This window comes from Paraburkholderia sp. OAS925 (genome assembly GCF_040543975.1).
Lineage (GTDB): Bacteria > Pseudomonadota > Gammaproteobacteria > Burkholderiales > Burkholderiaceae > Paraburkholderia > Paraburkholderia graminis.
This window is the reverse complement of sequence record NZ_JBEUNO010000002.1, coordinates 293478-305960: the sequence shown is the minus strand read 5'-3', so window position 1 is coordinate 305960 and position 12483 is coordinate 293478. Positions and strand designations below refer to the sequence as shown.

Sequence of the window (12483 nt, the reverse complement as noted above, 5' to 3'; positions counted from 1 at the left end):
TCAGTGACATGGTCAAAGCCGTAGCCGTAGTGAAACAACCGAAGGCGCACGCGCATGAAGCGCCGCCGTCGCTCGATCACAAACTGGTGGGCGGGCATTTGCGGCAGGCGCGCAAGGCGCGCGGGCTGACGCTCGCCGAATTGTCCGAGCGCTCGGGCATTGCGGTATCGACGATCTCGAAGGCCGAGCGCGGGGACATCGCGCTGACGTACGACAAGTTCGCGGCACTCGCGCATTCGCTCGAGCTCGAGTTCGACGCGATTTTCGGCCGGCGCCGCAAGCCGGCGGCCGGCGCGATGAAGCCGTCGTTCACCGCGGCGGGCAAGCAGCAGGTGTACGACACGCCGAACTACGAGTACGGGATGCTCGCGAACAACCTCACGGGCAAACGCATGATGCCGATGCGCGCGCACATCCATGCGCGCGCCGTATCGGACTTTCCCGAGTACATCCGGCATTCGGGCGAGGAGTTCGTCTTTCTGCTCTCCGGCAAGCTTGAATTGCGCTTCGAGAACGGCAAGTCGTTCAGGCTGATGCCGGGCGACAGCCTGTACTTCGACAGCTCGGTCGGGCACATCTATGTGAGCGTCGGCGAAGAAGATGCGGATGCGCTGGTGTGCTGCGTCGATACGGACGAGCATCGGCCGCGCGGAGCGATTTGAACGCCTATTCTCAAGCGCCACGATGTCTGCGTGCGAGGACGTTGTAATGGGGAGCGAAGCCGTCGTGCGCGTCAGCGTGTAAACTGCTGACTTTTTTGCATCCGGTGGTATGTTGCAAGCCCCCCAGCGCACAGCTCTCAGCGGCCCGGCGCTCGTTCGCCTGCTGGCGCGCTTCGCCAATGTCGACGTTCCCGAACCACGGCAATCGCTATCCGACCGGCTGAGCCAGTGGCTCGGCTGGACGGATGCGATCGCGCTGTCGTCGGCGCTCAGCGGCGCGCCGCCCACGCCGGCCGCGGGCGCGCGAGCGTTCGGCAGCGCGGAGGAGGCGGAATGCGCGCGCGCGCGGGCCGCGCTCGTCGCCACGATTACCGGCGACAGCGCGTTCGCGACCGCCAGGCGCCGCGGTCCCGCGTATGTGGAGCCGCAGGCCGCGCCCGTCGACTACGCGCTCTTTCGCCAGCGCTACCAGGCCATGCAGCAGTCGATGGAAACGGGTGTCGGCAATCTGCGCGGCCGGCTGCGCGCGTTGCTTGCCGCCAGGAATCCTGCGATGGGCCGTCTCGCGGTGCTCGATGCCGTGATGGAACGTGCGCTCGGCGAACGCGAGCGAAGCCTGCTGGCCAATCTGCCGGTGCTGCTCGCCGGACACTTCGAGCGTTTGCGCGACGCCGCACAGCCGCTGCCGGACGATGGCGATGGCGAAGGCGCGCAAGCCGCCCCCGGCGCGCCCGGCCCCTGGCTCGACGTGTTCCGCAAGGACATGCAAAGCGTGTTGCTTGCCGAGCTGGATATTCGTTTACAACCAGTCGAAGGGTTGCTTGCCGCCCTTCGTACTCGCTAACCGGGACGCCATGTCCAGATATCGTATTGATCTCGTTGTGTTCGCGGCAGGTCTCGCCGCGGTGTGCGGCATTGCCATCGGCTATGTCGGGTCCAACTGGCTGGCGCTGGCCGTCACGCTGCTGATCGGCGCGTTCTATCTTGCGGGCGCGCTCGAATTGCGGCGCTATAGCGCGGCGACCGCGACGCTCACTAGCGCCGTCGCGCGCCTCGCCGAGCCGCCGCCGCGGCTTGGCGCGTGGCTCGAGGAATTGCATCCGGGCTTGCGCAATACGGTCCGTCTTCGCATCGAAGGCGAGCGCGTCGCGTTGCCGGGGCCTGCGCTCACGCCTTATCTCGTCGGCTTGCTGGTGCTGCTCGGCATGCTCGGCACGCTGCTCGGCATGGTCGTGACCTTGCGCGGCACCGGCATGGCGCTCGAAAGCGCAACCGATCTGACCGCGATCCGCGCTTCGCTGGCCGCGCCGGTGAAGGGCCTGGGCTTCGCGTTCGGTACGTCGATCGCGGGCGTGGCGAGTTCCGCGATGCTGGGCCTGTTGTCGGCGTTGTGCCGTTGCGAGCGGCTCGAAGCGGCGCAGCAGCTCGACGTCAGGATCGCCACGAGCCTGCGCATCTATTCGCAGGCTCATCAGCGCGACGAGAGCTTCCGGCTCCTGCAGCGGCAAGCGGAACTGATGCCGACGCTGGTCGATCGCCTGCAAACGATGATGGCCGCGATGGAGCAGCACAGCCTCGCTTTCAACGAGCGCCAGCTTGCAAGCCAGGAGACGTTTCACAACAAGGCGCAGGCCGCGTACACGCGGCTCGCCGCATCGGTCGAGCAGTCGTTGAAGCAGAGCGTCGCGGACAGCACGCGTGCTGCCGGCGCGGCGCTCGAACCGGTCATGCAGGCGACGATGGCCGGCCTCGCGCGCGAAAGCGCCTCGTTGCACGAGAGCGTCTCGCAGGCGGTGCAGCGGCAACTGGATGCGCTGTCGAACGGTTTCGAGTCGGCTACCGGCAAGATCGCGGGCATCTGGAACGACGCGCTCGCCGGCCAGCAACGTTCGAACGATGCAATGACGCAGCAATTGCAGGCTTCGCTGGAGCGCTTCACGCAGACTTTCGACGAGCGCTCGGCGGGACTTGTCGACGGCGTTTCCGCGCGCCTCGAAACCGCGGCGGGCAAGCTTTCGCAGACGTGGAACGACGCGCTGTCGCGCCACGAGCAGTCGGGCGCGACGCTGGCGGCGCGGCACGAGCAGGCGCTGGTTGCGGCGGCGGCGGCGTTCGCGGAGCACTCGGCGTCGCTGGTGCGCAACGTGGGCGAGTCGCATGCGGACTTGCAGACGCAACTGGCCTCGCGAGACGAAGCGCGGCTCGCCGCGTGGACGGCGAAGCTCGAGTCGATGGCGGGCATGATCGGCAAGGAGTGGCAGCAGGCGGGCGAACAGAACGAAGCGCGGCTTGCGGCATGGACCGCGAAGCTCGATTCGATGGCGACCACGCTTAGCGAGAAATGGCAGCAAGCCGGGGAACATAACGAAGAGCGGCTCACGGCGTGGACGTCGAAGCTCGATTCGATGGCGAGCGCCCTCGGTAAGGAATGGCAGCAGGCGGGAGAGCACAACGAAGCGCGGCTCGCGGCGTGGACGTCGAAGCTCGATTCGATGGTGGCGATGCTCGGCAAGGAATGGCAGCAAGCCGGCGAACACAACGAAGCACGTCTTACGGCATGGACGTCGAAGCTGGACTCGATGGCGAGCGCCCTCACCAAGGAATGGCAGCAAGCCGGCGAACACAACGAAGCGCGTCTTGCGGCATGGACATCGAAGCTGGACTCGATGGCGAGCGCTCTGAGCCAGGAATGGCAGCAAGCCGGCGAACTGACGGCCAACCGTCAGCAGCAGATTTGCGACACACTCGAGCAGACCGCGCGCGATATTTCGGCTCAGACGCAGGGGCATGCCAGCGAAACCATCGCTGAAATTTCGCGGCTCGTGCAGGCGGCGTCCGAGGCGCCGAAGGCCGCTGCCGAAGTGGTCGCCGAGTTGCGGCAGAAGCTGTCGGACAGCATGGTGCGCGACACGGCGATGCTGCAGGAGCGCAGCCGTCTGCTCGAAACACTGGAAACGCTGCTGGACGCGGTCAACCATGCATCCACGGAACAGCGCACGGCGGTCGATGCGCTCGTCGCGACGTCAGCGGATTTGCTCGAACGCGTCGGCACGCGTTTCACCGACAAGGTCGAGGCCGAGGCCGACAAGATCGGCACGATAGCCGCGCAGATCGCGGGCGGCGCCGTCGAAGTGGCGAGCCTCAGCGACGCGTTCGGCGCGGCGGTGCAGTTGTTCGGCGAATCGAACGACAAGCTCGTCGCGCATCTGGAGAGAATCGAAGCGGCGCTCGACAAGTCGCTCACGCGCAGCGACGAACAGCTTGCCTACTACGTGGCGCAGGCGCGCGAAGTTATCGATCTGAGCGTGATGTCGCAAAAGCAGATTGTCGAAGATCTGCAGCAGCTTGCGGCGCGGCGCTCGGCTGACGGAGTCGAGGCGGCATGAGCGGGATGAGCGAGGACATCGACGGCGGCGTCGAGCCGGGCACGCCGATCTGGGCGGCGTTCGGCGACATGATGTCCGTGCTGCTCGGCGCGTTCATGCTGATTCTGGTGGCCGTCATCGGCGTGCAACTGGAACTGTCGAACAAGCTCGAGCAGGAGGTCAAGCAGCGTCAGGTTGAAACGCAGCGCCGCAAGACGCTCGAAGAGGCGCTCGCCGGCCCGCTCGCGGCCGGGCGCGTGACGCTCGTGAACGGGCGCATCGGCATCAGCGGCAATGTGCTGTTCGCGCTCAACTCCGACCAGTTGCAGCCGCAAGGGCGCGATCTGTTGAAGAGCCTGGCCGGCCCGCTGTCCGCCTATCTGCGTGCAAGCGACCAGATCCTGATGGTGAGCGGCTTTACCGACGATCGGCGGCTGCGCGAAGGCAATCGCCGTTTCGCGGACAACTGGGAGTTGTCGGCGCAGCGCGCGCTGACGGTGACGCGCGCGTTGATCGAGGCGGGCGTGCCGGCGCCGTCGCTGTTCGCGGCGGCATTCGGCTCCGGCCAGCCCGTCAGTTCGAATGCCGACGAGCAAGGGCGCGCGCGCAACCGTCGCGTGGAAATCGCGCCGGTGCCGAGACTGCCGGCGGCCGCGGGAAAGCCTCGTGAATAACGGCGCGAGCGATCCCATGACTGAAGCCGCAGGCGACGCACAGACGCCGCGCGCCACGCTCGACGCGTGGCGCGAGCGCGGCGCCGATCGTGTCGATCCGCCGCGGTTTCGTTTCATCGACGCGTTGGAGCGGCGCGCCGCCACGCAGTGCGGCGAGACTCGCCGCGTGCTCGACGAGAGGCTCGCCGTGTTGCTTGATGCGTATGCGCGGCAAATAGCTGCGGCCGAGCGCGACGCATGCGGCGCGATGAAAACCGATAACGCTGCCCGCACAGCCGAATCGACAACAGGCGCGGGCCCGCTCGTCCAGCTCATCGCCGAATTGCAAAGCGCGCCGCAACACCGCGAGCGCAATCACGCCGCCTATCCCGAACTCCCCGAACTCGATTATTTCCGGCAGACGTGGGCCAAGGTGCGCACCGACAAGCAGTTGCGGCAGTCGCTGCAACCGGCGCCCGGCAACGCCGGGCCGCTCAATTCGAGCAGCCTCGTGCATCGCTCGCTGTCGCTGATGCGCGAGTTGTCGCCGGGCTATCTGAAACAGTTTCTCTCGTATGTCGACGCGTTGTCGTGGATCGAGCAATTGAACGGCGGCGCCCCGCCCAGCAAGGAGCCGCCGCGCGCGGCGACGGCCGGCAAGGGCGGGCGCGGCAAGACGCGCTGATGCCTCGCGGCGCTTGACGTGGCATATTGGCGGGTAGCCATCGAAAGGAGCCCACCATGCGTATCCAGACCTCATTTCTGTTCGATCTCGACGGCACGCTCGTCGATAGCGTCTATCAACACGTGCTGGCCTGGAAAGAAGCGCTCGACAGCGAAGGCATTTCGCTGTCGGTGTGGCGGATTCATCGAAAGATCGGCATGAGCGGCGGTCTCTTCACCAATCAGCTTCTGCGCGAGACGCACGGCGACATCAGCGCCGAGCGCGGCGAGCGTCTTCGTCATGCGCACGCGGCGGCGTATAAAAGGTTGCGCGCGCAAGTATGTCCGCTGCCTGGCGCGCGCGAACTGCTCGATGCGCTCACGCAGGCGGGCACGCCGTGGGCCGTCGCCACCAGCGGCCGCATGGAAACCGCGGCGGTGAATCTGGAGGCGCTCGGCGTCGATCCGTCAAAAGCAGTCGTCGTGACGCGCGACGACGTCAAATACGCGAAGCCCGATCCCGATCTTTTCATCGCGGCCGCCGAACGTCTCGGCGTGCAGATCGAACATTCGGTCGTGGTCGGCGACAGCATCTGGGACATGCTCGCGGCGCGCCGCTGCCGCGCGCTCGGCGTGGGCCTGCTGTCGGGCGGCTACGGCACGGAAGAGCTCGAACGGGCCGGCGCACTGCGCGTCTACGACGACCCCGCGGCTCTGCTCGATCATCTCGACGAAGTAGCCTCGCGACCGTAGTCGCGCGCATTGCGGCATGACGCGGCCGCGACGAAATGCGCTGGCCGCGCCGCGTTTTTTGCATCGCCATTGGTTTCATTCAGGCCGCATACGCTGCTGCAAACACACGGAACTTTGTACTGTTGCAGCCAGGAGCCCTGCACTCCCTGTACTATATGGATCAACGGGAACCGGCCCGGCAACAGCGATAGAAAGACCGGCGTGTACGCAGCGGCGGCGCGCCCGGCATGTTCCACGTGAGCGCATGCGGCGACCGGCGAGCCTGTCACGGCGATCCCGCCTGCGGCGGGCTGACGAACCACGTGAAAATATGAACAAGTTTATTCGACCACCCGTCTCCTATCCGACCACGGTTGTTTTCGTCGACGACAACGACAACTACCTCGACGCGCTGCGCCGTTTCTTCCCGGATGTTTCCACCAATCTGTTTTTCTCGCGTCCGCAAACGGCGCTGGCTTTTATCCGTCAGCACGCGCGCGAAAACTCGCTCGAGTTCGCGCCGGCTTCCGCGTGTTTGAGCGAGACGGGCTTTGAACGCTTCGTCGAAACGTCGCCGCAGCGCGACGTGCTGGCGCGCGATTCGCGTTTCTCCGAGGTAGCCGCGGTCGTGGTGGACTACGACATGCCCGGCATAAGCGGCGTCGAGTTTCTGTCGTCCATCTCCAACCTGCATTGCGCAAAAATCCTGCTGACGGGCGTCGCCGACGAAACCGTCGCCGTCAAGGCATTCAATGCGGGCATTGTCGATTTATATCTGCGCAAGACCGACGCGGATTCGGCGAACCGGCTCGTGCATTTTCTGAAGGACGCGAAGAGCCGCCATTGCTCCGAGGCGGGCTGGCTCGCATTGGGCGAGAACGGCATCACGTATTGCGATCCGCGCACGCGCAGCGTGATCGATCAGGTCGTGAAGGACAAAGGCATCGTCGAGTATTACTGGCGTCCCGAGCAGAATGCCATTCTGATGTTCGATCGCGAGGGAAGGGCGAGCGTGTTCGTCGCGTGGGCCGAGCACGACTGGATTGCGCAAGGCGAAATCGTCGCGGACGAAAGCGGCCCGGCCGAGTTGCTCAGGCAGATGGCCGTGCGCGAGGTCATGCCGCTCTTCTGGCCGCATCTTGCGTTCCGGTCGAATGTCGAATTCAGAATGCTTAAGCCGCAGCCCATTCCCGGTTGGGGTGACGCGTTCTACTGCTGGAGCCAGGTGGAGTCGCCGGAAGTGGCGCAAGCCGGCGTCAGGCCGCTGACGTTCGCGCAGTGGCGCAGCGACCGGGCACGCTAGGGCTGCCGGCACGACGAGACATTCCATGCTGTTGGGGAAATGCGCGATGTGGCCATTCATGCGCGACAAGAGCCGTGCAATTCGGATAGGGCTCGCGTAACGGCGCCTGGATGACGACGCATTGGCGCGGTTTTATTCATCGCCCATAAGGCCCATGCGAATACGCCGCTCAAGCCGCTCCGGCGTTCGCGCACAGAAAGCGGCACACTTCGTCATGCATGGCTTGCACGCCAGGGCTCGATTCGATGGCGCGCCAGCAGCCATGCACGAGTCCCGCGCCGATCCATAGCCGCGCTTGTCCGCCCGCCGCCTGAATGCGTTCGGCGAATACGCGGGCGTCGTCTCTGAGCGGATCGTGCTCCGCGCCGATCGCGAGCGCACGCGGAAGGTTGTCATAACGTGCGGCGTCGAGCGGCACCGTCCACTCGGGATACGGCGCGCTTTCGCCCCAAGTTCCGCCCCGACTTTCGCCACAACTTCCGCCCCAATACATGTCGCGAAACGCGTGGACGTCGGCGAGCGTCAGCATGGGCGCGCGCGCTTCGGTATCGCGTGCGGGCGGCTGCGGGTCGGTGCCGAGCATCGGATAGATCAGCGCAACACCGCGTATGCCGTCGATGCCCTCGTCGCGCAAACGCATCGCCACGCTGGCCGCGAGCGTGCCGCCGGCACTGTCGCCGGCCAGTTGCAGCGCGGCGTCGGCGGGAAGATCGAAGGGCAGCCTGCGTTGCAGGGCGGCGCGCGTGATCTCCAGGCAGTCGTCGTGCGCGGCCGGCGCGCGGTGTTCGGGCGCGAGCCGGTAATCGACGGCGATCACGTCGAGGCCCGTGTCCGCAGCAAGACGCGCCGTGATCAGTTGATGGCTGTCCAGCGATCCAAGCACGAAGCCGCCGCCGTGGAAGTACAGCACGACGCCGCGCGGCATGTCGTCCGCTTTGGCACGGTTGCGATAGAGCCGCAACGCAATCGGATGAGCCGCAGCGGCCTCGAATTGCGCATCTTCGGTGACGACTTCCGGCGGCAACGGCGGAGTGAGCGCGGCCGCGTAGCGGTCGTAAGCTTCGCGTTGCTCGGGCGGCGCGATGGACGCGCCCGACGTGTTATGTCCTCCGGGATACAGCGCGGCGGCTCGCGCGATGAACGCCGCCATTTGCGGCTCAAGCATGCTGTTGGCTCCGGCTGCGTTGCGCGGCGGCGGGCAGGCCGATCATGCGGCCCGCGTAGGCGGCGGCGGGTAATGCGGCGTGTGCGTCGGCCAGTTCTTTTACGCGCGCGGCGACATCGGCGTCGAATGCGACGGAGCGTGGCCCGCTCGTATCGACATGCAGCAGCATTTGCTCGCCGGCGGCGACCGGCGTGTCGCCTTCGTCGGCGAACATTTCGAGGTAGAGATGCAGCCGCTTCGTATCATGCGCGAGCACGCGCATATCGACACGCACGCGCGTGCCTTCCTTGATCTCATGCAGATAGTTGATGTGCGCTTCGAGCGTGTAGATCGAGCGGCCGCGTTCCATGCGCACGGCGTCGGGCAAACCGATCCGGTCGATCAGCTCGTCGGTCGCGAAGCTGAAAATCAGCATGTAGAACGCGTCGCGCAAATGGCCGTTGTAGTCGACCCATTCCGCGCGGACCGTGTCGCGATAGCAGGGCAGGGAAGAAGCGGTTTGCGGCATGCTGCGGGTCTCCGTGGTCTTGGGTTTGTGTGCGGCGTGCGGCGTGCGACGCGCGAATCGGGTCGCGCGCCGCGCCGGCGTCAATCCGCAGCCATCAACCCATGCCGCGCCTTGGCCTCGCCAATCGCCGCGAGCACGCTCGTGATGCAGTCGTCGCGATAGCGCTCCAGTTGCTTGATCGAGCGCGGGCCGACCTGTTCGGCGGTGCCGTCGACAACGCGGTCGATCAGTTCGTCCGTCAGCTTCGGCGCTATCAGTTTAGTCCACGGAAGCTCCAGCGCGGGACCGAATTGCTGCATGAAATGGCGCATGCCCGCGTCGCCGCCCGCGAGCGTGTAGGTCAGGAACGTCCCCATGAAAGACCAGCGGATGCCCGCGCCGAAGCGGATCGCGTCGTCGATTTCGCCAGTGGTCGCGACGCCCTCGTTGACCAGATGCAGCGCCTCGCGCCACAGCGCTTCGAGCAGCCGGTCGGCGATGAAGCCGGGCACTTCCTTGCGAACCCGCAGCGGGCGCATCGACAGCGAGCGATAAATGCGCAGCGCGGCGTCGATGGTCTCAGAAGCCGTGCGCTCGCCGCCGAGCACTTCCACGAGCGGCAGCAGATAAACCGGATTGAACGGATGCCCGACGATGCAACGCTCCGGGTTCACAGCGCGTGCATAGAAATCGCTCGGCAAAAGCCCCGACGTCGACGACGCGATGATCGCGTCGGGCTTCGCCGCGCGGCTGATCTGTTCGTGCAACGCGAGCTTCAATTCCTCGCGCTCGGGCGCGCTTTCCTGAATGAAGTCGGCGTCGGCGACACACGCCTCGATCGTATCGACAAAGCGCAGCCGCGATCGCGACGCGCCTTCCGCGAGGCCGACGCGTTCCAGCGCCGGCCACGCATTCGCGACGTTCTCGCGCAACTGTTTTTCCGCGCCCGGCGCCGGATCCCACGCGATCACGTCGAGCCCGTGCGCGAGCGCGCGCGCCACCCAGCCGCTGCCGATCACGCCCGCGCCGATCGCGGCGAATGTTTTGATGTTGACGATCACTGCCATTGCTGACGTTTCCTTGTTTGCCTATGCGTTGCTGGTTGTCGCGATCACGCGTATTCGCCGGCTGCGCGCCGTTCGAGTTGCCGTTCGCCGCGCGCGGGCAAGCCGAGCTTGCGCCGGCCTTCGGCGGGCGTCAGTGCGCGTCCGCCAAGACGCTCGATGATTTCCACCGCGCGCTGCACGAGGGTGCCGTTGGTTGCGGGCACACCTTTATCGAGCCAGATGTTGTCTTCGAGGCCGACGCGCACGTGGCCGCCGAGCAGCATCGCCTGCGCGACCATCGGCATCTGCATGCGGCCGATGCCGAAGCCGGCCCATTGCGCGCCGGGCGGCAGGTTGTCGGCCATCGCTTTCATGGTCGTCGTATCGGCGGGCGCCCCCCAGGGAATGCCGAGGCACAGCTGAAAGAGCGGCGGCGCGTCGAGCAGCCCTTCCTTGAGCAACTGCTTCGCGAACCACAAGTGCCCCGTGTCGAAGATCTCCAGTTCGGGTTTTACGCCCAGTTCCTGAATGCGCGCTGCACCGGCGCGCAATTGCGCGGGCGTCGATACATAGATATAGTCGCCGTCGCCGAAATTGAGCGTGCCGCAATCGAGCGTGCAGATTTCCGGCAACAGCTCCTCGACGTGCGCGAGGCGCGTCAGGCCGCCGACCAGGTCCGTATTCGCACCGAAGCGCATGGGATCTTCGCCGGGACCGATTTCCAGATCGCCGCCCATGCCCGCGGTCAGATTGATGATGACGTCCGTGCCCGACGAGCGGATTCGGTCGACCAATTCGCGATACAACTGCGGATCGCGGCTGCCGCGTCCGGTCCTCGGATCGCGGACGTGGCAGTGCGCGACGGTCGCGCCCGCTTTCGCGGCTTCGATGGCGGCCTCGGCGATCTGCTTCGGCGTAACCGGAATCGCGGGATGCTTGCCGACGGTGTCGCCGGCGCCGGTGACCGCGCAGGTCACGATGACTTCATGGTTCATGCGTGCAAGTTCCTGTAGATGTTCAATGCGCGACGCTTCGGGAATCAAAGCCCGAGATAGGCTTTCACCGCAGGCAAACCGTCCTTGCCGTCGTAGGTCTTCACGCCGGCGAGCCACGCGTCGAGTATTTGCGGGTTTTTCTTCAGATAGGCTTTCGCGGCATCGGCGGGCTTTTGCTTGTTCATCACCGATTGCATCACCACGTTTTCGAGCTGCGTCGAAAAGCGCAGGTTGCTTACGAGCTTGCCCGCGTTGGGGCAACGCGTCAGGTAGTCGGGCGACGTCAACGTATAAACGCGCGCTTCGCCGTCGTTGGGGCCGAACACGCCGTCGCTGCCGGACAGGTACTTCATGTCGATCTGAATGTTCATCGGATGCGGTTCCCAGCCGAGAAACACCACCCATTTCTTGTCGCGGATCGCGCGTTCCACTGAAACGAGCATGCCCGCTTCGCTCGATTCGATCAGCTTGAAGCCGCCAAGGCCGAACTTGTTGGTGGCGATCATCTTCTGAATGGCCGCGTTGGCGCTGCTGCCAGGCTCGATGCCGTAGATCTTGCCGTCGAGCTGATCGCGGTGCTTCGCGATGTCGGCGAATGTCTTGAGGCCCGCGTCGTACGCATAGCCCGGCACGGCGAAGGTTGCTTTTGCGCCGGTCAGGTTGGGCGGCTGCAGCACGTCGATTGCCTTCGAGTCGACGAACGGCGCAATCGCTTTCTCCTGCACCGGCCACCAGTAGCCGAGCGACACGTCGAGCTGTTTCGTCTTCAAACCGGCAAACGAAATCGGCACAGAAGCAACGGTCGTGACCGGCTGATAACCGAGCCCTTCGAAGACCGTGGAGGCGAGCGCGGTGGTCGACGTGATGTCCGTCCAGCCGATGTCGGCGAAACGCACCGCGCGGCACGCGGGCGGGTCCTGCGCGAACGCGGGCAGCGCGGCGACGGCGGCGCTGCCCGCGGCCGCGAGGCAGGCAAGCCGGGTAAGTTGGGCAAGCAAGGTGGTGATGCGTGACTTCATGACCTTCCCCTATTGACGCTTATGCACGTCTGACAGCGCGTTTTCGAAAGGGCCGCTTTGATGCGCGAATGCGAACTGCGGCCCACCGGCAAGTGATAAGTGATGCGTGAGGTGCTATGTGAGTCCATCGACGATGCGGTTGGAATGGCACTAACGTTAATGCCCCATATTGCCGCCAAAGCGACCATCAGCGACCCGTTCTTGCTTCCACGCGACAACGAGGGAAAACCAGCATGCGCGAGCGGGCGTCGGCATTGCAGCGCGGCATCGGCTATGGACCAATTTTGGCGCGCCTTGTCCGCTCGCAGTCTGCTTGCTACGCTCGCCGGGAACCGCGCGTTCGCTTGCGCTTTTCGCTGCTTTCGACTGCTTGTCACTTTCAGCCGCCTTTCA

At 65.4% G+C, this 12483-nt stretch carries 12 protein-coding genes; 7 read left to right on the top strand and 5 right to left on the bottom strand.

The window, feature by feature from the left end; genetic code table 11:
* Positions 1-8 precede the first annotated feature (8 nt).
* The 7 genes from ABIE53_RS20125 to ABIE53_RS20095 all read left to right on the top strand — a co-directional run bounded on the left by ABIE53_RS20125 (position 9) and on the right by ABIE53_RS20095 (position 7378).
* A complete protein-coding gene (locus ABIE53_RS20125; protein ID WP_029970081.1) occupies positions 9-662 on the top strand; it encodes a helix-turn-helix domain-containing protein in 654 nt (217 codons plus the stop codon).
* Positions 663-771: 109 nt separating this feature from the next.
* The gene (locus tag ABIE53_RS20120) at positions 772-1506 is read left to right on the top strand and encodes a DUF3348 domain-containing protein (protein ID WP_192699757.1); all 735 of its coding nucleotides are present in this window, start codon (positions 772-774) and stop codon (positions 1504-1506) included.
* 10 nt (positions 1507-1516) lie between these two features.
* Positions 1517-4048, top strand: a complete 2532-nt coding sequence (locus ABIE53_RS20115; protein ID WP_192699758.1) for a DUF802 domain-containing protein — start codon at positions 1517-1519, stop codon at positions 4046-4048.
* A gap of 5 nt (positions 4049-4053) precedes the next feature.
* Positions 4054-4701 carry an OmpA family protein gene (locus ABIE53_RS20110; protein WP_192699909.1) on the top strand — a complete coding sequence of 216 codons (648 nt, stop codon included), beginning with the start codon at positions 4054-4056 and terminating at the stop codon, positions 4699-4701.
* Between the two features lie 16 nt (positions 4702-4717).
* Positions 4718-5365: a DUF2894 domain-containing protein gene (locus tag ABIE53_RS20105; RefSeq protein WP_192699759.1), complete on the top strand. Its 648-nt coding sequence runs from the start codon at positions 4718-4720 to the stop codon at positions 5363-5365.
* Positions 5366-5421: 56 nt separating this feature from the next.
* Positions 5422-6096, top strand: a complete 675-nt coding sequence (locus ABIE53_RS20100) for an HAD family hydrolase (protein WP_029970088.1) — start codon at positions 5422-5424, stop codon at positions 6094-6096.
* Between the two features lie 310 nt (positions 6097-6406).
* Complete coding sequence (locus tag ABIE53_RS20095; RefSeq protein ID WP_192699760.1) at positions 6407-7378, top strand: response regulator; 972 nt, start codon at positions 6407-6409, stop codon at positions 7376-7378.
* Positions 7379-7547: 169 nt separating this feature from the next.
* On the opposite strand, the gene ABIE53_RS20090 is transcribed toward ABIE53_RS20095, so the two are convergent.
* The 5 genes from ABIE53_RS20090 to ABIE53_RS20070 form a co-directional block, all read right to left on the bottom strand.
* Positions 7548-8543 (bottom strand): alpha/beta hydrolase, encoded by a 996-nt coding sequence (locus ABIE53_RS20090; protein WP_192699761.1) that lies wholly within the window; start codon positions 8541-8543, stop codon positions 7548-7550.
* Positions 8536-9051 carry a thioesterase family protein gene (locus tag ABIE53_RS20085; RefSeq protein WP_192699762.1) on the bottom strand — a complete coding sequence of 172 codons (516 nt, stop codon included), beginning with the start codon at positions 9049-9051 and terminating at the stop codon, positions 8536-8538. The genes ABIE53_RS20090 and ABIE53_RS20085 overlap by 8 nt, the downstream gene beginning before the upstream one ends.
* Before the next feature lie 80 nt (positions 9052-9131).
* On the bottom strand, positions 9132-10097 hold the full coding sequence (locus ABIE53_RS20080; RefSeq protein ID WP_192699763.1) for an L-carnitine dehydrogenase: 966 nt from the start codon (positions 10095-10097) through the stop codon (positions 9132-9134).
* 44 nt (positions 10098-10141) lie between these two features.
* The gene (gene cdhC, locus ABIE53_RS20075) at positions 10142-11071 is read right to left on the bottom strand and encodes a 3-dehydrocarnitine:acetyl-CoA trimethylamine transferase CdhC (RefSeq protein ID WP_192699764.1); all 930 of its coding nucleotides are present in this window, start codon (positions 11069-11071) and stop codon (positions 10142-10144) included.
* A 44-nt stretch (positions 11072-11115) separates the two neighbouring features.
* Positions 11116-12090, bottom strand: a complete 975-nt coding sequence (locus ABIE53_RS20070; RefSeq protein ID WP_107706836.1) for a choline ABC transporter substrate-binding protein — start codon at positions 12088-12090, stop codon at positions 11116-11118.
* Between the last annotated feature and the right edge of the window lie 393 nt (positions 12091-12483).

Excerpts from the sequence above, each read along its gene's own strand:
- ABIE53_RS20125 (WP_029970081.1), top strand. The coding sequence starts at position 9 with ATGGTCAAAGCCGTAGCCGTAGTGAAACAACCGAAGGCGCACGCGCAT.
- ABIE53_RS20120 (WP_192699757.1), top strand. The coding sequence starts at position 772 with ATGTTGCAAGCCCCCCAGCGCACAGCTCTCAGCGGCCCGGCGCTCGTT.
- ABIE53_RS20115 (WP_192699758.1), top strand. The coding sequence starts at position 1,517 with ATGTCCAGATATCGTATTGATCTCGTTGTGTTCGCGGCAGGTCTCGCC.
- ABIE53_RS20110 (WP_192699909.1), top strand. The coding sequence starts at position 4,054 with ATGAGCGAGGACATCGACGGCGGCGTCGAGCCGGGCACGCCGATCTGG.
- ABIE53_RS20105 (WP_192699759.1), top strand. The coding sequence starts at position 4,718 with ATGACTGAAGCCGCAGGCGACGCACAGACGCCGCGCGCCACGCTCGAC.
- ABIE53_RS20100 (WP_029970088.1), top strand. The coding sequence starts at position 5,422 with ATGCGTATCCAGACCTCATTTCTGTTCGATCTCGACGGCACGCTCGTC.
- ABIE53_RS20095 (WP_192699760.1), top strand. The coding sequence starts at position 6,407 with ATGAACAAGTTTATTCGACCACCCGTCTCCTATCCGACCACGGTTGTT.
- ABIE53_RS20090 (WP_192699761.1), bottom strand. The coding sequence starts at position 8,543 with ATGCTTGAGCCGCAAATGGCGGCGTTCATCGCGCGAGCCGCCGCGCTG.
- ABIE53_RS20085 (WP_192699762.1), bottom strand. The coding sequence starts at position 9,051 with ATGCCGCAAACCGCTTCTTCCCTGCCCTGCTATCGCGACACGGTCCGC.
- ABIE53_RS20080 (WP_192699763.1), bottom strand. The coding sequence starts at position 10,097 with ATGGCAGTGATCGTCAACATCAAAACATTCGCCGCGATCGGCGCGGGC.
- cdhC (WP_192699764.1), bottom strand. The coding sequence starts at position 11,071 with ATGAACCATGAAGTCATCGTGACCTGCGCGGTCACCGGCGCCGGCGAC.
- ABIE53_RS20070 (WP_107706836.1), bottom strand. The coding sequence starts at position 12,090 with ATGAAGTCACGCATCACCACCTTGCTTGCCCAACTTACCCGGCTTGCC.